Annotated in this window: 25 protein-coding genes; 7 read left to right on the top strand and 18 right to left on the bottom strand. The window is 67.2% G+C overall.

Annotation, left to right across the window (positions count from 1 at the left end):
- Positions 1-18 precede the first annotated feature (18 nt).
- The gene (locus tag J4O73_RS10560) at positions 19-957 is read left to right on the top strand and encodes an EcsC family protein (protein WP_426217086.1); all 939 of its coding nucleotides are present in this window, start codon (positions 19-21) and stop codon (positions 955-957) included.
- Positions 958-976: 19 nt separating this feature from the next.
- Complete coding sequence (locus tag J4O73_RS10565; RefSeq protein WP_426217087.1) at positions 977-1654, top strand: MgtC/SapB family protein; 678 nt, start codon at positions 977-979, stop codon at positions 1652-1654.
- A gap of 7 nt (positions 1655-1661) precedes the next feature.
- Here the strand turns inward: J4O73_RS10565 and ilvA are convergent, their stop codons facing one another.
- The 5 genes from ilvA to J4O73_RS10590 form a co-directional block, all read right to left on the bottom strand.
- Positions 1662-3179, bottom strand: coding sequence for a threonine ammonia-lyase, biosynthetic (gene ilvA / locus J4O73_RS10570; protein ID WP_426217089.1), 1518 nt, complete (start codon positions 3177-3179; stop codon positions 1662-1664).
- Positions 3180-3246: 67 nt separating this feature from the next.
- Entirely contained in the window at positions 3247-3594 is a 348-nt protein-coding gene (locus tag J4O73_RS10575) for a diacylglycerol kinase (RefSeq protein WP_426217091.1), read from the bottom strand.
- Positions 3591-4649 carry an AbrB family transcriptional regulator gene (locus tag J4O73_RS10580; protein WP_426217092.1) on the bottom strand — a complete coding sequence of 353 codons (1059 nt, stop codon included), beginning with the start codon at positions 4647-4649 and terminating at the stop codon, positions 3591-3593. The genes J4O73_RS10575 and J4O73_RS10580 overlap by 4 nt, the downstream gene beginning before the upstream one ends.
- A 70-nt stretch (positions 4650-4719) precedes the next feature.
- Positions 4720-6234: a lyase family protein gene (locus J4O73_RS10585; RefSeq protein ID WP_426217094.1), complete on the bottom strand. Its 1515-nt coding sequence runs from the start codon at positions 6232-6234 to the stop codon at positions 4720-4722.
- A 56-nt stretch (positions 6235-6290) separates the two neighbouring features.
- Positions 6291-7220 (bottom strand): LysR substrate-binding domain-containing protein, encoded by a 930-nt coding sequence (locus J4O73_RS10590; RefSeq protein ID WP_426217095.1) that lies wholly within the window; start codon positions 7218-7220, stop codon positions 6291-6293.
- Between the two features lie 137 nt (positions 7221-7357).
- Between J4O73_RS10590 and J4O73_RS10595 the strand changes: the two genes are divergently transcribed.
- Positions 7358-8938, top strand: a complete 1581-nt coding sequence (locus J4O73_RS10595) for a catalase (protein ID WP_426217097.1) — start codon at positions 7358-7360, stop codon at positions 8936-8938.
- 110 nt (positions 8939-9048) lie between these two features.
- Here the strand turns inward: J4O73_RS10595 and J4O73_RS10600 are convergent, their stop codons facing one another.
- The 11 genes from J4O73_RS10600 to J4O73_RS10650 form a co-directional block, all read right to left on the bottom strand.
- On the bottom strand, positions 9049-9747 hold the full coding sequence (locus J4O73_RS10600; RefSeq protein WP_426217099.1) for a BA14K family protein: 699 nt from the start codon (positions 9745-9747) through the stop codon (positions 9049-9051).
- Positions 9748-9862: 115 nt separating this feature from the next.
- Complete coding sequence (locus tag J4O73_RS10605) at positions 9863-10987, bottom strand: MFS transporter (RefSeq protein WP_426217716.1); 1125 nt, start codon at positions 10985-10987, stop codon at positions 9863-9865.
- 47 nt (positions 10988-11034) lie between these two features.
- Entirely contained in the window at positions 11035-12663 is a 1629-nt protein-coding gene (gene lnt / locus J4O73_RS10610) for an apolipoprotein N-acyltransferase (RefSeq protein ID WP_426217718.1), read from the bottom strand.
- Between the two features lie 32 nt (positions 12664-12695).
- Complete coding sequence (locus J4O73_RS10615; protein ID WP_426217100.1) at positions 12696-13832, bottom strand: hemolysin family protein; 1137 nt, start codon at positions 13830-13832, stop codon at positions 12696-12698.
- A gap of 36 nt (positions 13833-13868) precedes the next feature.
- Positions 13869-14354, bottom strand: a complete 486-nt coding sequence (gene ybeY, locus J4O73_RS10620; RefSeq protein ID WP_426217102.1) for an rRNA maturation RNase YbeY — start codon at positions 14352-14354, stop codon at positions 13869-13871.
- Positions 14354-15430: a PhoH family protein gene (locus J4O73_RS10625; RefSeq protein ID WP_426217104.1), complete on the bottom strand. Its 1077-nt coding sequence runs from the start codon at positions 15428-15430 to the stop codon at positions 14354-14356. Before J4O73_RS10625 ends, ybeY begins: the two co-directional genes overlap by 1 nt.
- A gap of 55 nt (positions 15431-15485) precedes the next feature.
- Entirely contained in the window at positions 15486-16823 is a 1338-nt protein-coding gene (gene miaB / locus J4O73_RS10630; protein ID WP_426217105.1) for a tRNA (N6-isopentenyl adenosine(37)-C2)-methylthiotransferase MiaB, read from the bottom strand.
- A gap of 65 nt (positions 16824-16888) precedes the next feature.
- Positions 16889-17752: a lysophospholipid acyltransferase family protein gene (locus J4O73_RS10635; RefSeq protein ID WP_426217107.1), complete on the bottom strand. Its 864-nt coding sequence runs from the start codon at positions 17750-17752 to the stop codon at positions 16889-16891.
- A 4-nt stretch (positions 17753-17756) separates the two neighbouring features.
- Positions 17757-18275 carry a GNAT family N-acetyltransferase gene (locus J4O73_RS10640; RefSeq protein ID WP_426217108.1) on the bottom strand — a complete coding sequence of 173 codons (519 nt, stop codon included), beginning with the start codon at positions 18273-18275 and terminating at the stop codon, positions 17757-17759.
- A complete protein-coding gene (gene tsaB, locus J4O73_RS10645; protein ID WP_426217110.1) occupies positions 18272-18952 on the bottom strand; it encodes a tRNA (adenosine(37)-N6)-threonylcarbamoyltransferase complex dimerization subunit type 1 TsaB in 681 nt (226 codons plus the stop codon). Before tsaB ends, J4O73_RS10640 begins: the two co-directional genes overlap by 4 nt.
- A 212-nt stretch (positions 18953-19164) precedes the next feature.
- Complete coding sequence (locus J4O73_RS10650) at positions 19165-19734, bottom strand: NifU family protein (protein WP_426217112.1); 570 nt, start codon at positions 19732-19734, stop codon at positions 19165-19167.
- 296 nt (positions 19735-20030) lie between these two features.
- Here J4O73_RS10650 and J4O73_RS10655 point away from each other — a divergent pair, with 296 nt between their 5' ends.
- From J4O73_RS10655 to J4O73_RS10665, 3 genes are all read left to right on the top strand, one after another.
- Positions 20031-20432: a DUF2934 domain-containing protein gene (locus tag J4O73_RS10655; protein ID WP_426217114.1), complete on the top strand. Its 402-nt coding sequence runs from the start codon at positions 20031-20033 to the stop codon at positions 20430-20432.
- Between the two features lie 124 nt (positions 20433-20556).
- Positions 20557-21222 carry an HAD family hydrolase gene (locus J4O73_RS10660; protein WP_426217115.1) on the top strand — a complete coding sequence of 222 codons (666 nt, stop codon included), beginning with the start codon at positions 20557-20559 and terminating at the stop codon, positions 21220-21222.
- A gap of 269 nt (positions 21223-21491) precedes the next feature.
- Positions 21492-21698 carry a hypothetical protein gene (locus J4O73_RS10665; protein ID WP_426217117.1) on the top strand — a complete coding sequence of 69 codons (207 nt, stop codon included), beginning with the start codon at positions 21492-21494 and terminating at the stop codon, positions 21696-21698.
- A 7-nt stretch (positions 21699-21705) separates the two neighbouring features.
- Here the strand turns inward: J4O73_RS10665 and J4O73_RS10670 are convergent, their stop codons facing one another.
- Together J4O73_RS10670 and J4O73_RS10675 are read right to left on the bottom strand one after the other, a co-directional pair.
- Positions 21706-21963: a hypothetical protein gene (locus tag J4O73_RS10670; protein ID WP_426217118.1), complete on the bottom strand. Its 258-nt coding sequence runs from the start codon at positions 21961-21963 to the stop codon at positions 21706-21708.
- Positions 21964-22175: 212 nt separating this feature from the next.
- Complete coding sequence (locus J4O73_RS10675; RefSeq protein WP_426217120.1) at positions 22176-22556, bottom strand: DUF6481 family protein; 381 nt, start codon at positions 22554-22556, stop codon at positions 22176-22178.
- A gap of 747 nt (positions 22557-23303) precedes the next feature.
- Here J4O73_RS10675 and J4O73_RS10680 point away from each other — a divergent pair.
- Positions 23304-24872 carry an ABC transporter substrate-binding protein gene (locus J4O73_RS10680; protein WP_426217720.1) on the top strand — a complete coding sequence of 523 codons (1569 nt, stop codon included), beginning with the start codon at positions 23304-23306 and terminating at the stop codon, positions 24870-24872.
- The last annotated feature ends 114 nt before the right edge of the window (positions 24873-24986 follow it).

Consider the following 24986-nt stretch of genomic DNA (forward strand, 5'->3'; position numbering starts at 1 on the left):
AACTTGAGCGGTGGTGCCATGACGAGCGGCGATGTGATCCTCTCTGGCGAGATCCTTCCACCCGCCGATACGGCGGCTCCGGTGATGCTCGACGAAGACCTCGCCGCCCTGCGGAAGGCTGTACAGGCGCTGGAGCGCCCGGGCCTCGCGGCACGGCTCTCGGCTGCGGCGGGAACGCCGATCGAGATGCTGGGCCGCTCGCTGCCCACACCGGTCATGGACGCGGTGGCCAAGGGCACCGAGGCCGCGTTGCGGACCGCGATCCGCGTCGCCCTCGCGACCTTACCCAAGAGCGCGCCGACACTCGCCGCGAACGGCCTACCCGTACCGCGCAGCACCGACGAAGGTCTGCTGAAGCGCATCATGGGCTTGGGCGAGGGGCGCCACCGGGCGCTCGCGGCCATGTCGGGGGCCCTCGGCGGAGCCTTCGGCATCGCGACCATTGCCGTCGAGCTCCCCGTCTCCACCACGATCATGCTCCGCTCCATTGCGGAAATCGCGCGGGAGGAGGGGGAGGACATCGACACGCCGGAGGGCGCGCTTGCCTGCATCCAGGTCTTTGCGCTCGGAGGCGGCAAGCTGGCTGCGTCCGAGGCCGGTTCGACCCTGACCGAGAGCGGCTACTTCGCCGTTCGTGCAGCCCTCGCGAAGACGATGGCCGAAGCCGCCAAATATGCCGGCACCATCACCCTGGCCGACCAGTCCGGTCCGGCGCTGATGCGCTTCGCGGCCCAGGTCGCCGCCCGGTTCGGCATCGTGGTCTCGGAGAAGGTCGCCGCACAGGCGGTACCGGTGCTTGGGGCCGTGGGTGGCGCGGCGGTGAACACCGTCTTCATGAACCACTTCCAATCGACGGCGCGGGCTCATTTCACGATCCGCCGCCTGGAGCGCCGCTACGGTGCGGCCGCCGTACGCACCGCCTACGAGATCGAGAAGGCCGCCCTCAGCCCGGCCTGATCACCCGAGGAGCGCGCCCGTGATCGGCAATGGCGAGATGATCCTGCGGCTCGCGGCTGCGGCTGCCTTCGGCAGCGTGGTCGGGCTGGAACGCGAGCGCCTTCTCTGGGCTGCGGGCCTGCGCACGCACATGCTGGTCTGCACCGGCTCGTGCCTGATCATGCTCGTTTCGGCCTTCGGCTTCGCCGATGTGCTCGGCAGCCACAACATCGTGCTCGATCCCTCGCGCATCGCGGCACAGGTCGTGTCGGGAATCGGCTTCCTCGGCGCGGGGACGATCCTGTTGAAGGGCGAGGTGGTGAAGGGCCTCACCACCGCCGCGAGTCTGTGGGCAGTGGCGGCCATCGGGCTCGCGGTCGGGGCAGGGCTTTACGTGCCCGCGCTCGCGGCGACGACGATCGTGGTCGGCATCCTGGCGGGAGTGAAGCCGATCGAGGAGCGCTGGCGCGACCGGATGCGCGGGCACCGCCTGCGCCTGACGGTGAAGCGCGGCACCATGTCGTTGGACGCGCTCCACGCAATCACGGGCGATTACGCGTCCCGCATCCGCCAATTCGTCATGCTGCCATCCGACGATGCGGACCACGAGATGGTGACGATCCAGTTCGCCGCCCTCCCGCCCTCGGCGCTCGCACTCATCGAGCGCAAGCTAGGCGAGGCGGGCGGTGTGGTGTCCGTTGAAACCAAGAACGACTGAGGACGCCTCACGCGCCCCCGTCGAGGAACAGACGGTAGGCGGGATTGTCGGTCTCGTCCGTGGCCGGATAGCCCAACGACTCGATCGCCGCGTCGAAGCGCGAACGATCCTCGGGCGGCACGTCGATGCCCGCGAGCACACGGCCGTAATCGGCGCCGTGGTTGCGGTAGTGGAACAGGGTGATGTCGAAGCCCGGCCCGAGGGCGTCGAGGAACTTCATCAGCGCCCCAGGCCGCTCCGGGAACTGGAACCGGAACAGCCGCTCGTGGCCGAGGCCGGGGCTGCGACCGCCGACCATGTAGCGCACATGGACCTTGGCCATCTCGTTGTCGCTCATATCGAGCACCCGATAACCGGCGTCGCGCAACACGCCGATCAGCTCCTGCTTCTCCCGCTTGCCCCCCGCGAGATTGATGCCGACGAAGATCTGCGCATCGGAGGCGGGGGCTTGGCGGTAGTTAAATTCGGTGATGGCCCGTGGGCCCAGCGCCTTGATGAAGTCGCGGTAGGCGCCCGGCCGTTCCGGGATCGTGACGCCGAGGAGCACTTCCCGCTGCTCGCCAATCTCGGCGCGCTCGGCGATGTGACGCAGACGGTCGAAGTTGAGGTTCGCGCCCGAGGACACGGCCACCAGCGTGCCGGTCCCTCCCTCGCGCTCGGCATAGAGCTTGGCACCTGCGAGGCTGAGCGCCCCTGAGGGCTCGGACACGGCGCGGGTATCGTCGAAGATGTCTTTCACGGCCGCGCACATGGCGTCCGTATCAACGGTGATGACCCCGTCGAGATGTTCCCGGCACAGACGGAAGGTCTCCTCGCCCGCCCGGCGAACGGCGACGCCGTCCGCGAACAGGCCGACCGAGGGCAGGTCCACGAGGCCGCCCGCTTCGAGAGCCGCCTTCATACAGGCTGCGTCCTCAGGCTCGACCCCGATCACCTTCGTATCGGGCCGCAGGTACTTCACGAAGGTCGCGATGCCCGCTGCGAGGCCGCCGCCACCCACGGGCACGAAGATCGCCTCGATCGGGCCGGTATGCTGCTGAAGGATCTCCTTGCCGATGGTCCCTTGGCCCGCGATCACGTCCTCGTCGTCGAACGGGTGGAGGAAGGTCAGCCCGTCCTCGTGCTCCCGTCGGCGGGCCTCGGCCAGCGCCTCATCGAAGGCATCACCATGGAGCACGACCTCGGCGCCACGCGCCCGGCAGGCATCGACCTTGATGGAGGGGGTGGTGCGCGGCATCACGATCACCGCGCGGGCACCGAGCTTGGCCGCCGCGAGGGCGACGCCCTGGGCATGGTTTCCCGCCGAGGCGCAGACCACGCCGCGGGCGACCTGATCGGGCGAGAGGCCCGAAAGCTTGTTGTAGGCGCCGCGCAGCTTGAACGAAAAGACCGGTTGCAGGTCCTCGCGCTTCAGCAGCACCGGACGATCGAGGCGGCGCGACAGGCGCGGCATCGGGTCGAGGGGGCTCTCGATCGCCACGTCGTAGACGCGGGCGGTGAGGATCTTCTTGATGTAGTCGGTCATCGGCTGCGGTTCGGTTCCGAGCCACGCGGCATAGACCCTTACGTCCGGTGAGGCGAGGCCGTCTCGTTCAGACCAGACGTTCCATCAGCGCGGCCACCCAGACGAGGAGGGCCGTCATCTGCGCCAAAAATGCGCCAGCCGAGGCGAGATCCTTCACCGTGCCGATCCGGGGATGGCGGTCGGGGTGCAGATGGTCACACAGTTTCTCGAGCGCCGTATTCAGGTATTCGGCGGCAAGCATCAGGAGCAGGCTCGCCAGCAGGGCGACACGAACCCAGAGCGTGCTGCCGAGCGCCAGGGCCAGGGGCGCGCCGATGGCGAGCAACAGCAGCTCCTGGCGCACGGCCCGCTCCGTCCGCGCGCCGTGGATCAGGCCTCGCCAGGAATTGAGGAAGGCAAGCCTCAGGGCGTTCACGGGGTCGCGTCCTCGTGCACCGAACGGCTGATCCACTTCGCGAGCAGCGGCCCCGTCAGCAGCACCACGAAGAGCCGCAGGGTCTGTACCGCAAGCACGAACGAGACATCAGCCTGCGAGCCTACGGCGATGATCGCCACCGAGTCGAGACCGCCAGGGCTCGTCGCCAGGACGGCGGTGAGCAGGTCGATGGGCAGGATCAACGTCAGCAGGAAGGCCCAGCCTGCGCAGAGCAGGATGACTGCGAACGTCGCCACGAGGATACCCGGCAGCGCAGTGAAGGTCATCCGCAGGGTTTCGCGGGTGAAGCGCAGGCCGACGTACCAACCGATGCAGGCATAGGCGAGTTCGAGGATCGTCACCGGCAGCGCCATGCGCACAAGCCCGGTGGCGTGGAGAACGGAGCCCAGCACCATCGGACCGATCTGCGCCCCTGCAGGCACATTCAGCTTCAGGGCGATGAAGGCGCCGATGGCCGCCACGAGGAGGGTCGCGGCCACAGAACTCAATTCCGAGGCGTCGCCCGCTCCGGCCGCCGCGCCGAGCGGGGCATCGTGCATGAGAAACCGCGCTGCCAGCGAAGCCGAGAAGACCACGGCTGCGACGCGAACATACTGCATGAAGGCGACGAGGCGGGGATCGGCTCCAAAATCCTCGGCCATGGCGACCATCGCCGAAGCGCCGCCCGGCGATGAGCCCCAGGCCGCCGTCGTGCCAGGCAGGACGCGCAGGCGTGTCAGCATCCAGCCGACGAGGCCCGAGAAGGCGACCGTCACCAGCACCACGGCAACGATCACGAAGCCGTCCTCGTAGAGCGTCTGAGCGATCTGCCCCGTCACCGCGTGGGCGACAAGACAGCCGATCATCGCCTGGGCCGCCAGGAAGCCGCTGCGCGGGACATTGAGATGCGAGCCGCCAACTCCGAACGCGATGGCCGCGATCATCGGGCCGAGGAGCAGGGCAGCGGGAAACCGCGCGAGCGTCAGGCCGTAGGCGATGAGGGCCGAGGCTGCGACGAGCGCGAGCCAGAGGCCGATGGTGCGGAGGGAGGGCACGGCAATCGGGGGAGGCAATCCCGCCGGATCGGACGGGCGTCCCGCCCGCTACACCGCCGAGCCCGCCCTGTCACCCGCCATTCGCGAGAGCTGCGAAGGCCGTGTCGAGTCCTGACCGCGCTGTGGCGAGACCGTTGCGCTTATCGGACAGCCAAGCCCGGTCGGCGGCGAGCCTGTCGCGGGCTTCGCCCAGCATGCGGGTGACCTCGGCTTCCTGCGGTCCGCCCAGTCCCTTGGCCGCCGCGATCATGCCTGAGGCCGACAGGGCCTCGCGGAAGCGCGCCTCGGTGAGCGGCAGGGTCTTCGGCATCTCCTGCGGAAGGCCGGGCGCCTGGGCAGCTTCCGCATAGATTCGCTGCACCTCGCTGAACGGAAGGTCGGCTGGGCGCAGATCGTGGCCGCGTCCGTAGGTGACGAGTTCGGATGCGAAATGGTGGCCGAGACGGAACGGAACGTTCGCTTCCCGTTGAAGCGTGTCGGCGAGTTCGGTGGTGGTGGAATAATCCGCAGCGACTTCCGCCGCCGCGCGATCCCGGTCCACGACGAGACCATCGAGGACCGATACCCAACGGCGGCACATTTCGGTGGCGACCGCGAGCGTCCGCGCGGGCGGGATCAACTGGTTTCGCTTGTAATCCGGCATCCCGGAATCGACGTTGTGCGCCATCACGGTGAAGGCCATGGCGCCGCCGACCACATCGCTCGCCTTCATCCGCAGGCTATAGAGGGCAACCGGATTCCGCTTCTGCGGCATGATGCTGCTCGGCCCGGTCAAGGCGCCTTCGCGGAGCAAAATCCAAGGCTTGGTTTGGTGATACTGCGCGTAGAGATCCTGCGCGAAGCTGCCAGCCGTGGTCGCGAGGTTGGCGGCGATGCCGGTCAGCTCCAAGCCGAGATCCATCGGCGCGAGCTGACCTGCATCGTAGCTGTTCTCGACCGGCGCATCGAAGCCGAGGAGCGCAGCGAGACGTTTGCGATCCACAGGGAAGCTCGACGTGCCGAGGGCGGCCGCGCCCAATGGGGAGAGGTTGGTGCGTGCCCAAGCTTCTCGCAGGCGGTCTGAATCGCGGGCCATCGCAGCGGCGTATCCGAGCAGAACATGCCCGTAGGTCGTCGGCTGCGCCTGGACGCCGTTCGTGTAGGCCGGAACGATGGTGGAGGCTTCGCGCTGAGCCAGAGCGAGAAGGCTTCTCCGCGCATCCGCGAGTGCCGCGGCGAGATCGAGCAGCCGGTCGCGCTGTTCGAGCTTCAGAACGGTGGGGATGATGTCCTGGCGGCTGCGTCCCGCATGCATCCGCGTGGCATCGGGACCCGCAATGGCGATGATCAGCGGCTCGATGCGCAGGTAGTCGTCCGGCCTGGACGCGCCGGGCTTCTCCGCATCGGCCGCGACACGATCGAGCGCCAGAGCGATCGTATGGCCGAGCGGGCGTGGAACGATACCGGTCTCCACGGTCATCACCAGCGAAGCGCGGTCGATCTCATCGATGCGAGCGAACACGTCCGAGGTCGAATCGTGCTTCGCGGCGAGGGCGCTGGCGCCCCAACTCACCGTCGCGAGGAGCGCCGTCACAACAAGCCGCATCGATACCCTCCCGCCGTTACCGGCGATGGAGAGATAGAGCCCGGGGGCTCGCGCGTTCAAGCGGCTGCGTCGCGGCAAGCCGCTGTCTTGGGTGGAGCGTGGGCGCGGAAGAAGGCGGCGAGGCTCGCAAGGCCCGCCGCACGCGGGTCGCTCGTCCGCCATGCCAGGGCGATGGTACGGCCAGGGCCATCCACGTCGAAACTGCGGATCACGGTCAGGCCGCTCGGGTCGGGCGTCGACGGTACGGCGAGCGCGGGCAGCAGGGTGTAGCCCGCCCCGGCGGCTACCATCGAGCGCAGTGTCTCCAGGCTGGTTGCGTGTCGCCCGGCCGAAGATCCCGCGCCGCACGCTGCGATAGTCTGATCGCGCAGGCAATTGCCCTCATCGAGCAAAAGCAGGTCGGGCCCCGCCACCGACCCGGCCGAGAGGGCACCGCCCTGCGCTAGGGCATGCTCCGCCGGGCAGGCCAGCAGGAACGGTTCGATGAACAGCGGCGAGAGCGTCAGCCGCGCCTGGGTGAGTGGCAGAGAGACCAGGGCGGCGTCGATCCGGCCCTCGCGTAGCCCCTCGACGATGTCGGCGGTGCGCGATTCGGATAGGGACAAGCTGAGGAGGGGGAATGCCTCGCGCAGCGACCGCATGATGAGCGGAAAGAAATACGGCCCCAGCGTTTGGATCGCGGCGAGAGAAAGCCGCCCGGTGAGCGGCGCGCCCCGGCCCTCGGATGCCATGGCGAGCAGGCGCTGCGCCTCGGCCAGCACGGTCCGCGCCTGCCGCACGATGGCCTGCCCGGCTTCGGTGAGAAGCACGCGTCGGTTCGAGCGCTCGAACAGGGCGAGACCCAGCGCGTCTTCGAGTTTCCTGATCTGCACGCTGAGGGTCGGCTGGCTGACGTTGCAGCGTTCGGCCGCCCGGCCGAAGTGGCTCTCATCCGCGACGGCGACCACATATTCCAAATCGCGTAGGGACAGTCCTGAAAGGTTCATAGACAGCGTCTATCACAACGTTTGCGACGATGCATTTGTCAGATGGACCTGCCGGGTACATAACCTCCCCGGAACGGTTCCAGTCTGAGACGGCATCTCACAGCCGACTCGGTTCGGCCTATGGAAAGACGAGACGCATGAGCGATCAACGCCCGATCCTGACGACCCGCCAGGGCCATCCGGTCCGCGACAATCAGAGCACCCGCACGGTCGGGGAGCGCGGCCCGGCGACCCTCGAGAATTACCAGTTCATCGAGAAGATCACCCATTTCGACCGTGAGCGGATCCCGGAGCGCGTGGTTCACGCCCGTGGTGCAGGCGCGCATGGCTGGTTCGAGGCCTACGGCAAGATCGGTGACGAGCCGGCCTCGAAGTACACCCGCGCCCGCGTGCTGAACGAGACCGGCGTGAAGACGCCAATGTTCGTGCGCTTCTCAACCGTGGCGGGCGCCAAGGAATCGCCGGAGACCGAGCGCGACCCGCGCGGTTTCGCGGTGAAGTTCAAGACGGTCGACGGGAATTGGGACCTTGTGGGGAACAACCTCAAGGTCTTCTTCATCCGCGACGCGATCAAGTTCCCCGACATGATCCACGCCTTCAAGCCCGATCCGGTGACCAACCGGCAGGAGGCCTGGCGCTTCTTCGACTTCGTGGCTCAGCACCCCGAAGCGATCCACATGGTGACGCATCTGAAGTCGCCGTGGGGCATTCCGGCCAACTATCGCGAGATGGAAGGTTCCGGCGTCAACACATACAAGCTGGTGAACGACAAGGGCGAAGCTGTCCTCTGCAAGTTCCACTGGGAGCCGAAGCAGGGCATCCGCAACCTGACCTCGCAGCAGGCGTCGGAGATCCAGGCGAAGGATGTCGGGCACGCCACCCGCGACCTCTACGACAACATCAAGGCTGGCAACTTTCCCGAGTGGGAATTCTGCGTTCAGATCATGCCGGATGGCCCGAACGATCACCTCTCGTTCGACCCGCTGGACGATACCAAGTTGTGGCCCGTCGAGGATTTTCCGCTGCTTCCCGTCGGCCGCATGGTCCTCGATCGGGTGCCGGATAACTTCTTCGCGGAAGTCGAGCAGTCGGCCTTCGGCACGGGCGTGCTCGTGGATGGCATCGACTTCTCGGACGACAAGATGCTTCAGGGACGGACGCTGTCCTACTCGGATACGCAGCGTTACCGCGTCGGCGCCAACTATCTCCAGCTGCCGATCAACGCGCCGCAGCCCGGCGTGAAGGTCTATTCGAATCAGCGGGACGGTCAGATGACCTACGGTGTCGATGGCACCGGTCCGAACCAGCACATCAACTACGAGCCCTCGACTTTGGCCGAGGGCCTTCGTGAGGCGCCCAAGAAGGCCGAGTACCACCAGCTGGTGGAAGGCCGTCTCGGCCGTTACCAGACCTCGCGCACCGAGGACGACTACACCCAGGCGGGCGTGCGTTACCGGTCCTTCGAGGATTGGGAGCGCGAGGATCTGATCGCCAACCTCGTCAACGACATGAAGCAGTGCCCTGAGCCGATCCAGCTGCGGATGGTCTGGCACTTCTGGCACGCCGACGAGGATTACGGTCGTCGCGTCGCCGAGGGCGCCGGGATCGATCTGGAGAAGGCGAAGGCGCTTCCGCCTCTGCCGGGCCGGGCCGCCCCGGGCAAGCGCCTGAAGCCCGAGACCTACACTGAGAACGCCCCGCGCGTCGCTGCGGAATAAGGTCCGAGAAGGCGCCACACGATCCATGGATCGTGTGGCGCCCTTCGCGAAAAGAAAAGCCCCGCGCGGTCGAACCGCGCGGGGCTTCTCGTTTCAATTATGCCGTCAGCTTACGGGCAGGAGCGGCGCACACCCTTACGGGCGATGTAAGTCTGGCTCTGCGGGTCGTAGGTCTTGAAGCGGCGGGCGCAGGCCTCGATCGCCGAATCATCATCGACACCCACCGTTTCCGTCGCGACCGGCGCGTAGCCGACCGTGGCGTAGGACGGGCCGTAATCATAGCCATAGTACCCGTCATTGTAGCCGTAGGCCGGGTAGCCGTAGCCATAACCGCTGCCGTAGAGACCACCCGCCGCGAGGCCAATACCGGTCCCGAGGCCGATGCCGGCGGCAAGGCCGAGCCCGCTGCGACCGTAGCCACGGCCGTAATAGCCGCGGTTGTAGCCATAACCGCCACGATTATAGGCGTAACCACCACGGTTGAAGCCGTAGCCACCGCGATTGTAGCCGCCGCCACCGACGATCCCGGCGCTTCGGCCGAATCCGCCGTTTCTGAAGCCACGACCGGCAAGACCGCCATTGAAGCCGCCACGGTTCAGGCCACCGCTGATGGCGTTGCCACCGATCCCAACGCCGTTATTCACGCCGCCCGTGCCCATCCCGATCTGATTGGCGCCGTAGCCACCGGCCGAGACACCACCACCCGACAGGGCGTTACCGCGACCCTGCGCCTGTGCGCCCATGGGCATCATGGTCAGGCCGAGTGCGAGCGCCGAGGCGAAAGCGAGGCCGTAAGTTCCGCGAGTCATTCAGTCCACCCTGTAAAAGTGTTTCGTGGCTTATGAACGTGCCACGACCTGAATCGATCACGCGCAATTGAGACCAAAGCGACAAAACGCACAGACAACTACGGCAAAGCTTGCCTTAGCCCGTGGCGGAGACCGTCTTTGCACGTCCAGCGGGCAAGCCCGCGAGGATGGCGCTCACGCAGATTCCGAAGAACAACAGCCCGGCGACTCCCCAATCGCCCGTCGCCTCGTGGGCGAGACCGAAGGCGAGAGGGCCCAGCGCCGCGAAGAGATAGCCGATGCCCTGAGCCATCGCCGATAAGCCGGCGGCCGCGCCCGCGTCGGCGGCGCGGAGTACGATCAGCGTCAGCGCCAGCCCGAAGCAGCCGCCCACGCCGAAACCGAGAAGACAGGCCGCGGGGATGCGTAAGCCATCCGCGCCGAAGGCAAGAACGAGGAAGGCGAGGCCGGTGAGGCCGGGAATGCCGACGATCCAACCCCGCTGGTCCCGCGCTCGTGCAGCAAGCGTAGCGGTGATGAGAGCGCCAGGAGCTTGGCAAAGTGTGACGAGGGACGCGTAGAGCCCCGCATGGAGCGGATCGAGCCCGCGTCCCTGCAGAAGAAGCGGCAACCAGCCGAACAGGATGTAGGCGAGGGAGGATTGCAGGCCCATGAAGGCCGTCACCCGCCAAGCCAGCGGGTTCCGCAAGAGCCGCCCGACCTGCGGTGGCTTCGCCGGGCCGCTGCGCCGGGCGTAGGGCCACCATGCGAGGGCAGCCAGAATGGCAGGAATGGCCCAGACGGCGAGGGCGGCGGGCCAGCCTTCGAGTGCCCGCTCGACTGGCACGGCGGCGCCCGCGCCCGCTGCCGCCCCAAGGCAGAGGGTCATGGTGTAGAGGCCGGTCATGGACCCGCCACTGTTCGGAAAGTCCCGCTTCACCAGGGCCGGAAGCAGAACGTTGGCGAAGCCGATTCCGGTCGCGGCGATCGCGGTTCCGAGGAACAGGAAGGGCAACGTACCCAAGCCGCGCAACGCCAAGCCAATGGCGACGAGCAGTGTCCCCGTCAGTACGCCGACATCCGGCCCGAGGCGGCGGATCACTGGGGCGGCAAGAGCGCAGGCGAGGCCGAGGCACAGCACGGGGAGGGTGGTGAGCGTGGCCGCCCCGCCAGCGGTCAGCCCGGTTGTCTCGCGGATCAGCCCGAGCAGCGGCCCCACCGTGCTCAGCGCGGGCCGTAGATTGAACGCAACCAGCATCATCGCGAGGCCCAGCACGAAGCCGCCCACGCCGACCCCACGACCCGACGTCACACCCTCTCCCTTCCCGCGAGGGAGAGCCCCGCGCAGATCAACAGCATTCCGGCGAACAGCCAATCGCCGTACCGAGCATAGAGCGTCCCGCCCTCGATCCGGCCCGGCAGATCGGCATCGAGATAGGTTTCGACATCGATCTTCGTCTGGCCAAGGATGCGGCCGTGCGGATCGATCACCGCAGAGATGCCGGTATTGGCATCGCGTACCATCGGCAGCCCCTCCTCGACGGCCCGCAGGCGAGCTTGAGCGAGGTGCTGGCGCGGCCCCGGCGTATCGCCGAACCAACCGTCATTGGTGACATTCAGGATAAGGCCTGGCGGCTTGGCTGCATCGACTGGCTGGCCCATGGGCCTGATCGCGGCCGGAAAGATCGCTTCGTAGCAGATGGTGCCGACGACGGGCGGCAGGCCCGGAACGGTCAGGATGCGTTGCATCGCTGGGTTGCCCGCGCTGAAGCCGCCGGGAATCGCCACGAATTGCCTCAACCCGAGCGCTCGCAGGGCGCCATCGAGGATACCCGGCAGATACTCGCCGAAGGGAACCAGATGCACCTTGTCGTAGGTATCGGTGATCGTGCCATCGGCCTCGATCACCATGATCGCGTTGTAGATACGCGGGCGCTCGCCCGGCAGCGGTTCGTCCGTGCGGGCAGCGCCGGTCATCAGCACGCGATGGGGCTTCAGACCGGCGGCGATGCGCTCGCGCGTGTCCGCCTCCCGCTGGATCAGGAAGGGAAAGGCCGATTCGGGCCAGACGATATGCGTCGGGGCCGGTTCACCGGCCTCCGGCGGACGCTCGCTGAGCTCGATGTAGCGATCGACGATGTCGTCCCGGTTCTCCGGGCGGAATTTCGCGTCCTGCTGCAAGTTCGGCTGAATGAGGCGTAGCCTCACGCCGGGCACGGCCGGATCAGGCGTGCGCAGTCGCTCGGAGCCCGCGAAACCGAGCCCGGCCAAAACGGTGATTGCAGCGACCGATGGGCCGAAGCGGCCCAGCGCAGATTCGCGGTCGATCAGAGTCGCGGGTGCGGCGGCGATCAGCACCGCCAGGACTGTCAGGCCATACAGACCAATGGTGGCTGCGCTCTGCATCAGCCACAGATTCTGGCCGAGTGCCATGCCGAGAACGTTCCACGGAAACCCCGTGAGCACATGGCCACGCAGCCATTCCGCGCCGCCGATCCCCAGCGCGAGGGCTGCGATGCGCGACGGGCCACGCGACCAGACGATTCCGGCAAGTGAAAAGCCTGCTCCGTAAAATAGCCCCAGCCCGAAAGGTAGGCCAATGACGCCGAGGGGCAGCGCCCAGAGGAACTCGTCAGCCTCGACGAGGAAGGCTTTTCCAAGCCACCACAAGCCCGCTGTGAGGAAACCGAAACCCCAGGCCCAGCCGAGCAGGAAGGCCTGACCCAACCGTTTCCTCCCGCTCCGTCCCACCAGCGCGCCATCCATCATCCAGACGGCCAGGGTGAGCGACACCACGAGGGCGGGAAGGAAGCCATAGGGCGGCATTGCCAGGGCCCCGACCGCTCCCGCACCCCAGGCACAGGTTAGTCGCCGCCATCCGCGCAAGCGGCCGACGCCCCCGGTAAACCGGGGGCGGGGAGGGCTTTGGGAAAGCACAGCGTCGCGGGCCGGACCGTCCGTCCGCCCGGTCACGGGCGCGGCGGCTCGGCGGTCGGCGGGGACGAGGGCGGCGGCAGGGCGAGCGGCACGACCGCCGCAATGCGAGCGGGGCCCTTATGGAAGCGCAGACGCTTCAAACGGCGCGGATCGGCGTCCAGCACTTCGAACTCGAGGTCGCCCGGCCCGGTGATCAGTTCACCGCGCGAGGGCACGCGCCCGGCGAGCGTCACGATCATGCCGCCCAGCGTGTCGATCTCCTCGGCCATGTCGCCGACGGCGGCAGCGAGATCGATGCCGGTCGCCTCGGACACCTCGGCCAACGGCGTGCGGGCATCGGCCACGAACACGTCGCCTTCGCCCTCGACGCGCTGAACCTGCTTGGCCTCGGCCACGTCGTGCTCATCCTCGATGTCGCCGACGACGACCTCGATCAGGTCCTCGATGGAGATGAGTCCGTCGGTGCCGCCGTACTCATCGATGACGAGCGCCATGTGGGTGCGGGTCGCCTGCATGCGCACCAGCAGGTCGATCGCGGGCATGGAGGGCGGCACGAACAGGACCGGCCGCTGGATTCGCGCGGCTGCGAGTGTCGTGGCGAGCTCGACCTTGCCGAGATCGAGCGAGCGCGGCACCCGCACGGTCGGACGGCGAGGGCGCGACGGGGGCGCAGCCTCTTCGCCGGTCTGCGTCTCTGCGGGCGGAGTGGCGACGCGAGACGCGGCCGGGCGACGGGCCGACGGCTCGGCCTTGGCGGCGATGAAATCCACCAAGTCACGGATGTGCACCATGCCGCGCGGGTCGTCCAAGGTCTCGCCGTAGACCGGCAGGCGGGAATGCCCGGCCGTGCGGAACAGCTTCAGCAAGTCGCTCAGATTGGTGTCGTTGGAGACGGCGACGATATCCGCTCGCGGGATCATCACGTCGTCGACGCGCACCTTGTGCAGGCCGAGCACGTTCTTGAGCATCGCCCGCTCCAGGGGCGACAGGCCGGTCTCGCTCTGGTCCGTGTCGGCCAGAGCCTCTTCGAGCCCCTCGCGGAGCGTTTCCCGCGGCTTCAGGTGTAGGGCCTGCAGCAGGCGGTCGTACCAGGGCTCACGCTGAGGGGCGTCAACCTCGGGGGCATTCAGCGCGGCCTGGGCCGCGCCGCGACTTCGATCGTTGCTCATGTCTCTCGGATCAAGGAAGGGAGGATGGTTGCCCGCTCAGTCGGCATAGGGGTCTGGAATGCCCAGGGTCGCGAGAGCCGCGATTTCGAGGGCTTCCATCGCCTCGGCCTCGGCCTCGCCGAGTTCGTGGTCCTGTCCGACAAGGTGCAAGGTCCCATGGACGAGGAGGTGGGCGAGGTGATTCTGGAGCGGCTTTCCCTGCTCGGCACTTTCGCGCACCATCGTCTCATAGGCAAGGACCACATCGCCCAGCGGCGTCGGGGCCCCCGGCGGCAGGGGCTGCGGCGCGGCCGGAAAAGAGAGAACGTTCGTGGGCTTATCCTTGCCGCGCCACGTCTTGTTGAGATCCTGAACCGTCGCGTCGTCCGTGAGCAGCACGCTGACCTCAAGGCTCCCCTCCCGCCTCTCCGGGGCGATGGCGAGCCCCGCCTCGACCGCGCGGATCACGAGCGATTCGAGATCGGGGATGGCTTCGTCCCAGCGGTCGTCTTCGACCGCGAGGTCGATGTCATGGTCGTTCATCAGGCGAGGGGCCGACGGCGGGGATTGGGGTTGCGGTCGGCCTCCGCCTCGCCGTGGGAGGCGCGCTCGTAGGCGGTGACGATGCGGCGAACGAGGTCGTGGCGCACCACGTCCACGTCCTTGAACACAACGCGGCCGATGCCCTCGACGCCGTTGAGGACATTCACCGCCTCCACGAGGCCGGATTTCTGGCCCGGCGGCAGGTCGATCTGGCTCGGGTCGCCGGTCACGATCATGCGTGATCCCTCGCCAAGCCGGGTGAGGAACATCTTCATCTGCATGGACGTGGTGTTCTGTGCCTCGTCCAGCAGCACCACAGCGTTGGTGAGCGTACGCCCGCGCATGAAGGCCAGCGGTGCGATCTCGATCTGGCCGGTCTGCAGGCCGCGGTCGACGTGGCGCGCTTCCATGAAGTCGTAGAGCGCGTCGTAGATCGGGCGAAGATACGGGTCGACCTTCTCACGCATATCGCCGGGCAGGAAGCCCAGCCGCTCGCCCGCCTCGACGGCCGGGCGCGAGAGAATCAGACGCTCGGCATGGCCCTGTTCGAGCAGCGACACGGCGTGACCGACAGCGAGCCAGGTCTTGCCCGTGCCCGCGGGCCCTTCGGCGAAGACGAGCTCGTTGCTGCGCAGGGCCTTGATATAGGCGTCCTGAGCCGGGTTGCGCGCCCGGACCGCGCCGCGGCGGCGTGTGGCGATCTGGTCGAAATGCGGCTTGTCCGTTTCAGCCGCGAGTTCGGCCGCCGGGAACAGGTTCGCCTGCGCCGTCGATTCGCGGATCGCGCCATCGACATCGCCGAGGCTCAAGGTGCCGCCGCCGGCGCGTACCCGCGCATAGAGCTTCTGGAAGACCCGCCGGGCCTTCTCGGCGGCATCGGCCGGGCCTTTGATGACGAGATGATTGCCGAGCGCGGTGGCGGTGACGCCGAGGCGTCGCTCGATATGCGCGACGTTCTGGTCGTACTGCCCGAAGACAAGGCTGGCGAGCCGGTTGTCGTCGAAGGTCAGAGGGACTTCGACCGCTTCGTCCTGGCCGGGCCGCCCCAATCCGGGGGGCCGTCCGCGCGGGGGCATGCCCCCGCGTCCACCGTCAGCCGCACTCAAGCGCACACTCTCACGTTTGGCATCCTCACGCGGCGGCAGCCTCCGGAAGGCGCTCGCCGAACAGGCTGTTGGCTCCGGCCTCGGTGATCCGAACCGGTACGATCCGACCGATATGGTCCTGCGGAGCGTCGAACTGCACTGCCAGAAGGTGCGGCGTCTTGCCTGCCACCTGTCCGGGATAGCGCCCAGCCTTCTCGACCAGAACGTCGAAGACCTGCCCCACGGCCGCCTGCTGGTAGGCGTGGCGCCGGGTGTCGAGCAGGCGTTGCAACTCGGCCAGCCGCTCGGACATCACGGCCTCGGGCACATGGTCCGCGCGGTCCGCCGCCGGAGTGCCGGGGCGGGGGCTGTACTTGAACGAAAAGGCGCTTTCGAACCCGATATCTCGCACCAGGGAAAGGGTATCGGCGAAATCCGCATCCGTCTCGCCGGGGAAGCCGACGATGAAGTCGGACGACAGCGCGATGTCGGGCCGGGCGGCGCGCACGCGGTCGACGAGACGGCGATAGGCGTCGGCCGTGTGCTTGCGGTTCATGGCCGCGAGAATCCTGTCCGAGCCAGACTGCACCGGCAGGTGGAGATAGGGCATCAGCGCAGGGACCTCGGCATGGGCGCGCACGAGGTCGTCGTCGAAATCGTTCGGGTGACTCGTCGTGTAGCGGATGCGCGCGATGCCGGGGATGCGCGCCACGTCCCGCACCAAAGCGGCAAGGCCGACCGGCGCGCCGTCCGCACCCTCGCCATGGTAGGCGTTCACATTCTGGCCGATCAGCGTAACTTCGCGTACCCCGCCTGCCGCGAGGCGCTGCGCCTCGGCGAGGACAGCGGCGACCGGACGGGATACCTCGGCACCACGGGTATAGGGCACCACGCAGAAGGCGCAGAACTTGTCGCAGCCCTCCTGCACGGTGAGGAACGCCGAAGAGCCGAGGCTCCGCCGAGCAGGCAGGTGATTGAACTTGTCCTCGATCGGGAATTCCGTATCGACCACACGCCCCCCAGCCGAACGGGCCAGGAGGTCCGGCAGGCGGTGATAGCTCTGCGGCCCCACCACCACATCCACGGCGGGCTGGCGCGCCTGGATCTCGGCGCCCTCGGCCTGGGCGACGCATCCCGCCACGACGATGCGCGTGTCGAGCCCCTGCGCCTTGCGCTCCTGCTTCAGCACCCGCAGGCGGCCGAGTTCGGAATAGACCTTTTCCGCCGCCTTCTCACGGATGTGGCAGGTGTTCAGCACAACGACATCGGCATCATCGACGCTGTCGGTGGCGGTATAGCCCTCGGCGCCCAGCACATCGGCCATGCGGGCCGCGTCGTAGGCGTTCATCTGGCAGCCGTAGGACTTGACGTAGGCTTTCTTCAACGGGCCGATTTCCGGTTCGGGGCGGGGCTCTATCCGCCGGGCTCTAGCACAGAAAACGCGGCCGGTCAGGCGGTGGACAGCCCGCCCATCGTGCCGAAATCCGAGGCGGGCGCGGGGACGGTCACGGGCTCTCGACCGGTGCGCCCGGTCACGACACCCTGGATCGCCCGGCGGACCTCGGCCTCGGCGGCGGCGGTGGCGACCTTCCTGTCGCTCTCGGCATCGAACAGGATCGGTGCACCCCAAACGACGTGAACGTCGATCGGCCCGCCCTGTATGAAGGCGGCGAGGTGCGGCGCCAGTTCCATGTCGCCGTACCAGGCGATCTCGGATCGCTCGGATCGGACCACCGGCAGGCCGTTGCGCCGCGGGTAGGTGATGGCGAGCGGTTGAAGCCTCACCCGGCCCCGGTCGCCTTCCGCCTGCAACGCGGCTCGTGCGGCGCCGACCAGGGACGAGCGAAACGGCAGAAGCCGCGTTCCATCGCCAGTCGTGCCCTCCGCAAACAGGACGACGAGTTCGCCGTTCGCGAGGCGATGCCCCATGGCGGCGCTCACCGTCGCGGTGGCGGCCCGGCGCGCACGGTCGATGAACAGGGTCCGCTGAAGAATGGCCAACTGCCCAATGACCGGCCAGCCGCGAATCTCGGATTTCGCCACGAAGGACAGGGGACGCAGGGCGCCGATGGCGATGATGTCGAGCCACGAGACGTGGTTCGACAGGACGAGCGCGGCCTCGCCTGGGGCGGGGGGCGTGCCGCTCTCGATCACACGCACCGAGAACAGCCACAGGAACGTGCGGTGGAACAGGACGGGCGCGAGCCCGCTCCGGCGCTTCAGCACCCGCAAAGCCAGGAGGTGCAGCGGCGCCAGCACCAGGAAGGCGAGGGCGAGGGCAGCGAGCCGCAGTGCGAGGCCGAGGCGGCTCACGCGCTCACAGCTCGGCCGACATGGTGAGCGCCGTGGCGCGGCTTCCATCGGCCTTAGCGTAATAGCCCGTCCGCGCCCCGACCTGCTTGAAGCCCATTCGCCGGTAGAGCTTCAGGGCAGGCTCGTTGCCCTCATCGACTTCGAGATGCACGCGGGTCGTGCCGGTGAGGGCAAGGCCGTTCAGGTGCTCGCGCAATAGGCCACGGGAATGGCCGCCGCCCCGCAGCGGGGGAGCGACCACCACAGTCAGGATCTCGGCCTCGTCGGCGGCGCGCCGCGACAGGACGAAGCCCTGCAACGTTCCCCCGCGAAAGAGCCCGTGGGCGTAGCTCGACCGCTCGCAGAGGATACGCTCGAACTCATGGGCCTCCCACGGCCTTGCGAAGGCGGTGGCGTGGAGGCGGGAGAGGGCGCCCGCCTGCGCGGCATCGATAAGGGGCGACACGCTCGGCGGGGGCGTCAGCGCGTCCCACCACGCCATCCACCATTCCAGTGGCCAGAACGGAAAAGCGGGGCGGCTCATTGTCGTGCGACCCGGGCATGGTCCTGCGGGCGTGCATCGGGCCCGCGGAGATAGAGTGGACGGGGGAGGGCGTGTCCGGGGTCGGCCACCATGCCGAGCTGAGCCACGGCGGCGATGTCGGGCGCACCCGTGCCCGCGATGCTGGCGGCAATGCCCCGCACGCTCAGCGCCTGGGCGACGAGCGGGGCGCCGGATCCGATGAGAGTGACCGGCCCGGTCCCGAGCCGTGCGGCGGCTTCCTCGACGGGGAGGTAGACCGGCGCGAGCGTCTCACCTGTCGTCGCCGTCAGCGCCTGGACGTAGACCGCGCCGTGGCGGGCATCGATGGCGGCGGCGAGCGTGCCCTCTCCGGGATCGGCCAGTAGCGGTGCGAGGAGGGCGGAGAGCGTGCCGACGCCGACCACCGGGCGACCGGTGGCGAGGCCAATGGCCCGGGCCGCCGACAGGCCGACACGCAGGCCGGTGTAGCTGCCGGGGCCGACCGTGACGGCGATGCGGTCCAGCGCCGCGAAACCGCCCTCGCTCCGGGCGAGAACGCGCTCGATCAGCGGCAACAGCGCCTCGGCATGGCCGCGCGCCATCGGCAGCGATTCCGACGCCGATGGCTCGGCCTCGCTACCCCTCATCACGCAGGCGGCGCACACATCCAGCGCCGTATCGATGGCCAGTACTCGCACGCCAACTCCCATCGCGCCGTTGGGCGCGGATGGTATGGCATAGAACAGAACCGCCCTACCGTCAGCGCCGTCGACCGGCTCTGTCCCCTGTCGGATCGTCCGTGTTGCCGGGTTGCCCCGGCAACAGGCCTTGGAGCCTCTCACAAAAGTCCCGCTGAGCCGTCGAGGTCAGGGGGAGAACTCCCGGTGAATGGGAGTTTCGTGAGGAGCTCTTAGACCGCCTGAACCTCGCGCACGTTCGGCAGGAAGTGCTTGAACAGGTTCTGCACGCCGTGGCGCAGCGTGGCGGTGGAGGACGGGCAGCCCGAGCAGGCGCCCTTCATTTCCAGGTAAACGACGCCGTCCTTGTAGCCACGGAAGGTGATGTCGCCGCCGTCACCGGCCACGGCCGGACGCACGCGCGTCTCCAGAAGGTCCTTGATCGTCACGACGGTGTCGTGGTCGGCCTCGTCGTAGAATTCCTCGCCAGCGTCGTCGTGGTCACCGGCCGCCCCCTCATTCAGAACCGGGGCGCCGGACTGGAAATGCTCCATGATCGCGCCGAGCACTGCGGGCTTCACCTGCGGCCATTCGGAGCCGTCCTCGGCCTTGGTCACCGAGATGAAATCGTGCCCGAAATAGACGCCGGACACGCCCGGCACCGCGAACAGCGCGGAGGCCAGCGGCGAGCGCGCGGCGGCACCGGCATCGCGCGCCTCGAAGGTCGATTCGGGCATCACGACCCGGCCGGGCAGGAACTTCAGGGTGGCGGGGTTCGGCGTGGCTTCGGTCTGGATGAACATGAGCGGGCTCCGCTGCGCCGGTTCAAGGCCGGCGGGGAAAGTAGGTATCGCGCGTCGCGGACGCACGACCTCCATGTGGACCGCCCGCCCGAATTTCACAACCACGCCTCGGGAGCGCCCCGGCGGTGCTAGGCAGCGCCCTTAACGGCCCCTTAACCAACGGGCGGGATCGTCCGGGGCATGGCGCTCTCCGGCGGATCGGCACCGGCCCGGCGGGAGAGAGCGCAAGAACGCGGAGCCGCCGTCTCGAACGACCCGAGCGGTCGCGTGGGTGCCGGGTCCGTCTGGAGACCGACATGCAGATCAACGAGCAGGCCGTGCGCGAGCGCGCCTATTACATCTGGGAAGGCGAGGGCCGGGTCCATGGCCGCGCCGAGCTTCATTGGGTTCGCGCCGAGGCCGAACTCTCCGTAGTGGTGCAGCCCGCGGCCGAGCCCGCTGCGAAGCCGGTCCGCAAGGCGGCCGCCAAGTCTACGGACAAGCCCGCTGCCAAGGCTCCCGCGACGAAGGCTGCCGCGACGAAGGCTGCCAAGCCGGTCGCAGCGAAGCCGGTCGCTGCCAAGGCGAAGTCTGTCGAGGCTGCCGCGCCCGCGATGCCTGCCGCCAAGCTGACCAAGCCGAAGGCGACCGCTGGCGCCGCCGTCGCCGCCGCCTCGGTCAAGGCGAAGCCCGCGCGCAGCCGCGCCGCGCTTCACTAGCCAGCCCAACGAACCGACGGTTTCGCGAGGCCCGCCCTGCACAGGGGCGGGCTTCCGTCGTTGTGGGGCAGGAACGCCGCCGCTTCACACGGTGTTGTCCGCGCTGGTGAGGGTGGTGAAACGAATGCGGGCGGTAATCTTCGATATCGACGGGACGCTGCTCGACAGCGTCGATCTTCACGCCAAAGCCTGGGTTGAGGCCTTCCAGCATTTCGGCGTCGAGACGGCAGAGCCGGAGGTTCGCCGCCAGATCGGCAAGGGTGGCGATCAGCTCATGCCCGTCTTTCTTCCGCAGGAGCGCATCGAGCGCGAGGGCAAAGAGATCGAAAGCTACCGCTCGGATCTGTTCAAGCGCGAATACCTCGACAAGGTCAGGCCGTTCCCCGGCGTGCGCCCGCTTTTCGAGCGGATGCGGCAGGCGGGGCTCACGATCGCGCTCGCTTCATCCGGGAAGAAGGATGAGGTGAAGCACTACCAAGACCTCCTCGGCATTGCAGACCTTGTCGATGTCGCCACGAGCTCGGACGATGCCGATCGCTCCAAGCCGCATCCAGACATCTTCCAGGCGGCCATCGAGAAGCTGCCGGGAATCGCGTCCGACGAGATGATCGTTGTGGGCGACACGCCCTACGATGCGGAGGCCGCGGGGAAGGCTGGCCTGCGGACGATCGGCGTCCTGTGCGGCGGCTTCCCGGAATCCGACTTGAAGGCAGCAGGCTGCATTGCCGTGCTTCGCGACCCGAAACACCTGCTTGAGTCGTTCGACGACACATTTCTGTCGCGGAAGTAGTGCGAAAATCGCGCGCTTGTCCCGCGTCCGGCGCAAGCCATTTTGGCATGTCCTGCGCCCTCGCTTGCAGGGCAGCGGGTCGATCAAGCTGCTGACATTCCAAGTCTTTACCCTGCCGCGATGTGTGTTCGCGGCAGCATGGGACCCTGTGCCTTCGCGGTGACGGCCTAGAACGCCGGCTATGGAAAACTCCGGAATGGGCTAGCCGAGAGCGGCCGAAAGGTTTAGCGACCCGCCCGCCCCTGGAATCCTTCGAAGGACCGCCGCGCATGCTTCAGACCCGCGACTTCGCGATCGAGCCATGCTTCAGCTTCCGCGGAAAAAGCCTCGCCGATCAAATCGCCGAGGCCGTCCGCAGCCGGACGACCCCCCTGAGCCAATTGCTGCGGCTCATGGCAGCCGTGGACAAGGAAGGTGGTGATCGCCGCCTGAAGCAGATCCTCCGCACCCGGATCGGCGCGCCGCTCGACGCCTGACGGCTCTCTACCGCGAATGGTGACGGCGTCCGCGCTTTCGCGCGGGTTTGCCCCCGAGGCGGTCCATGCACTTGTAGTAGATGCCCTTGCCAACCTCCTCGAGGGGGAGGTTGCGTGGGTTGGGCGCCGCAAACACGCGCGCCTTCGCTTCCGCGCGGCAGGCGGCGTCCTCGGCGCTGCGGATGGGCGGCTCGGCTCGGGCGGCAGTCATGCCGAAGGCCGTCAGGCCGATGATGATGCCAAGACCCTGTCCAATGCGCTTCATGTCGCTTGCCGACCGCTCCCTTTGACCGACTAGATAGTCCAGTCTGCGGAACGGTGAAGCTTTCCCGGGCGAAAAAATTGCGCGAAGACGCGATTATCAGTCGTGGCCAATTGCGCAAAAGAAAACCGCCCGCAAAGCGGGCGGCGTTCTGGTCTTATACAGGCCTGGATTATACCGAGCCCGGTCCGAAGGGACCGGGCAGGCTACGCGACTCAGCGCTTGACCTTGGCCTTGGCCTTGCGGGCCGCATAGCGCGCATCGCGCAGGGCCTTCTTGGCTTCGAGTTCGGCCGACTTGCGCTCCTGCGCAGCAGCCAATTCAGCAGCTTCGCGGGCGAGACGGGCTGCAAGCTCGTTCTCTTCACGAAGGCGCTTTTCCTCAGCGGCCTTACGCTCGGCCTCGATGCGGGCGGCCTCGCGCTCGCGGGCGCGCTCGTCGCGGGCGCGGGCAACTTCGGCGCGCTGCTGGGCGCGGGCCTGGACCTCGGGATCATCCGCCGGAGGGCGGGCCTTGAACTTGGCCAACAGGGCCGCCTTGGCAGCGGCGGAGTTGTCGCGACGGTCGTTGAAGTTCCTGTAGTCGAATGCGCTCATCTGGCCTTTCTCGTAGGTGCGTCACGCGTCTCGCGGGGACGGCCGGCTTGTCGGCCGGTCAGCGAAGCTAGTGACTGATCCTCATGCCGTCCCCGAGGCACGGGACCCATTCAAACCATCGAACTTGCCGATGGTTCGACCCGAGCGCTCGCGCGGAAGAGAGCGCTCGGGTCGAACCACGATGGGGAGTAGCGAGCCCATTGCATGGCCGCCTCCGGCAATGCAACCCGACAATCAAGCAATGCGTCGCTTACTCGCAACAAATGTCGTCAAATCTGAAAAAGTTTCGCGACCAGATGCGCAAATGCCTCAGATGCGCCCGCGAGCGAGCGGCGACGACGCACAATCGAACAGTGATCGCACAGCGCTTTAGCTAGGGGAAAAATAGGGCTTAGCGGAATGCGAAGCAAGTTCCTGATGTTGAGAGCTGGTTCCTCAATTCATCAAATGCTCGGCGCAGACTTCGCCTTGTGCGCAATGTTACGGCACTACGGGAGACCTATGAGTTCGCTCCCCAACCGCTAGCGTGCAACACCGTCAAATTGCCTATTATTTAGGCAATAAAAACTCTTGCCCGCCTTTTAAGCAATTCAGAAGCCGCATTCCGGAATGGGGCCGGTTGGCCGCAGGCTTGCATCAGGTCTGACCCGACCGGGCGCGACATGCCCGGGGCCAGGAGCAAGCCCGAAATCCATGTCTGTTGTTTTCCATCGACTCAGCGCCCGTGCGGCGTTGGCCGGCGTCGCAATGCTCGCCGCGACCTCCGGGGCTTTCGCGCAGGGCGTCCTGCGCATCGGCATGACTGCCTCCGACATTCCGCTCACTACAGGCCAAACCGACAATGGCGGCGAGGGCATGCGATTCATGGGCTATACGGTCTATGACGGCCTCATCAATTGGGATTTGTCGAGCGCCGAGCTCGCTTCGGACCTCGTGCCCGGCCTCGCCGAAAGCTGGACCGTCGATCCGAACGACAAGACCAAGTGGACCTTCAAGCTCCGCCCCGGCGTGAAATTTCACGACGGGTCGGACTTCACCGCCGACGCCGTGGTCTGGAACCTCGACAAACTGCTGAAGAGCGACGCTCCCCAATACGATCCGCGCCAATCCGCCCAGGGCAAGACGCGCATCCCGTCTGTCGCGAGCTACAAGGTCATCGACCCGCTGACGGTCGAGCTCGTCACCAAGGCGCCGGACGCGACGCTTCCTTATCAGATCGCCTGGGTGATGATGTCCTCGCCCGCGCAGTGGGAAAAGCTCGGCAAGTCCTGGGACGAATTCGCCAAGCATCCCTCCGGCACCGGCCCCTGGAAGCTGACGCTGTTCGCTCCCCGCGAACGCGCGGAGATGGTGCCGAACCCGGCCTATTGGGACAAGAATCGAATCCCCAAGCTCGACAAGCTCGTGCTCGTGCCGCTCCCGGAAGCCAATGCCCGCGTCGCCGCCCTGCGCTCAGGCCAGGTCGACTGGATCGAGGCCCCCGCGCCGGATGCCGTCGCCTCGCTGAAGGGCGCAGGCTTCACCATCGTCACGAACGCCTATCCGCATAACTGGACGTGGCACCTGTCCCGTGTCGAGGGCTCGCCCTGGAACGATATCCGGGTGCGCAAGGCGGTAAACCTCGCCATCGACCGCGATGGCCTGAAGGAACTGCTCGGCGGCCTTGCCATTCCGGCGAAAGGCTTCATGCCGCCGAAGCACCAATGGTTCGGCCACCCGACCTTCGACGTCAAATACGATCCGGAGGCGGCCAAGAAGCTGCTCGCAGAAGCGGGCTACAGCACGGCAAAGCCGCTGAAGCTCAAGGTCGCCATCTCGGCCTCGGGTTCCGGCCAGATGCAGCCGCTGCCGATGAACGAGTTCGTCCAGCAGAACCTCGCCGATGTCGGCGTCCAAGTCGAATATCAAGTCGTAGAGTGGAACACGCTGATCAACATCTGGCGTGCGGGCGCCAAGGCCGACGTCTCCCGTGGCGTCTCCGCGATCAACTATTCGTATTTCATCCAGGATCCCTTCACCGGCTTCATCCGCCATCTGCAATGCAATCTTGCTCCGCCGAACGGGACGAACTGGGGCTATTACTGCGATCCGGCGATGGACAAGCTGTTCGATGAGGTGCGCAACACCTTCGATAAGGACGCTCAGCTCAAGGTACTGCAGAAGGTCCACGAAAAGTACGTGGATGACGCGCTTTTCGTGATGATCACTCACGATGTGAACCCCCGCGCCATGAGCCCGAAGGTGAAGGGTTTCGTGCAAGCGCAGAACTGGTTCCAGGACTTTTCGAAGATCACCATTGCGACTGCGGGCAAGTAACGCCGCAGCCCATCGCCGTCATTGCGAGCAAGGCGAAACAATCCAGGGATCCGCTATGATTACAAAAGGCCCCGCCGCCCTGGATTGCTTCGCTCGCGCTCGCAATGACGGCAA

Origin of the sequence: Methylobacterium sp. NFXW15, assembly GCF_049887755.1 — a bacterium.
Lineage (GTDB): Bacteria > Pseudomonadota > Alphaproteobacteria > Rhizobiales > Beijerinckiaceae > Methylobacterium.

Excerpts from the sequence above, each read along its gene's own strand:
- J4O73_RS10560 (WP_426217086.1), top strand. The coding sequence starts at position 19 with ATGACGAGCGGCGATGTGATCCTCTCTGGCGAGATCCTTCCACCCGCC.
- ilvA (WP_426217089.1), bottom strand. The coding sequence starts at position 3,179 with ATGACCGACTACATCAAGAAGATCCTCACCGCCCGCGTCTACGACGTG.
- J4O73_RS10585 (WP_426217094.1), bottom strand. The coding sequence starts at position 6,234 with ATGCGGCTTGTTGTGACGGCGCTCCTCGCGACGGTGAGTTGGGGCGCC.
- J4O73_RS10590 (WP_426217095.1), bottom strand. The coding sequence starts at position 7,220 with ATGAACCTTTCAGGACTGTCCCTACGCGATTTGGAATATGTGGTCGCC.
- J4O73_RS10595 (WP_426217097.1), top strand. The coding sequence starts at position 7,358 with ATGAGCGATCAACGCCCGATCCTGACGACCCGCCAGGGCCATCCGGTC.
- J4O73_RS10600 (WP_426217099.1), bottom strand. The coding sequence starts at position 9,747 with ATGACTCGCGGAACTTACGGCCTCGCTTTCGCCTCGGCGCTCGCACTC.
- J4O73_RS10605 (WP_426217716.1), bottom strand. The coding sequence starts at position 10,987 with ATGATGCTGGTTGCGTTCAATCTACGGCCCGCGCTGAGCACGGTGGGG.
- J4O73_RS10615 (WP_426217100.1), bottom strand. The coding sequence starts at position 13,832 with ATGAGCAACGATCGAAGTCGCGGCGCGGCCCAGGCCGCGCTGAATGCC.
- ybeY (WP_426217102.1), bottom strand. The coding sequence starts at position 14,354 with ATGAACGACCATGACATCGACCTCGCGGTCGAAGACGACCGCTGGGAC.
- J4O73_RS10625 (WP_426217104.1), bottom strand. The coding sequence starts at position 15,430 with ATGCCCCCGCGCGGACGGCCCCCCGGATTGGGGCGGCCCGGCCAGGAC.
- J4O73_RS10640 (WP_426217108.1), bottom strand. The coding sequence starts at position 18,275 with ATGAGCCGCCCCGCTTTTCCGTTCTGGCCACTGGAATGGTGGATGGCG.
- J4O73_RS10650 (WP_426217112.1), bottom strand. The coding sequence starts at position 19,734 with ATGTTCATCCAGACCGAAGCCACGCCGAACCCCGCCACCCTGAAGTTC.
- J4O73_RS10655 (WP_426217114.1), top strand. The coding sequence starts at position 20,031 with ATGCAGATCAACGAGCAGGCCGTGCGCGAGCGCGCCTATTACATCTGG.
- J4O73_RS10660 (WP_426217115.1), top strand. The coding sequence starts at position 20,557 with ATGCGGGCGGTAATCTTCGATATCGACGGGACGCTGCTCGACAGCGTC.
- J4O73_RS10665 (WP_426217117.1), top strand. The coding sequence starts at position 21,492 with ATGCTTCAGACCCGCGACTTCGCGATCGAGCCATGCTTCAGCTTCCGC.
- J4O73_RS10670 (WP_426217118.1), bottom strand. The coding sequence starts at position 21,963 with ATGAAGCGCATTGGACAGGGTCTTGGCATCATCATCGGCCTGACGGCC.
- J4O73_RS10675 (WP_426217120.1), bottom strand. The coding sequence starts at position 22,556 with ATGAGCGCATTCGACTACAGGAACTTCAACGACCGTCGCGACAACTCC.
- J4O73_RS10680 (WP_426217720.1), top strand. The coding sequence starts at position 23,304 with ATGCTCGCCGCGACCTCCGGGGCTTTCGCGCAGGGCGTCCTGCGCATC.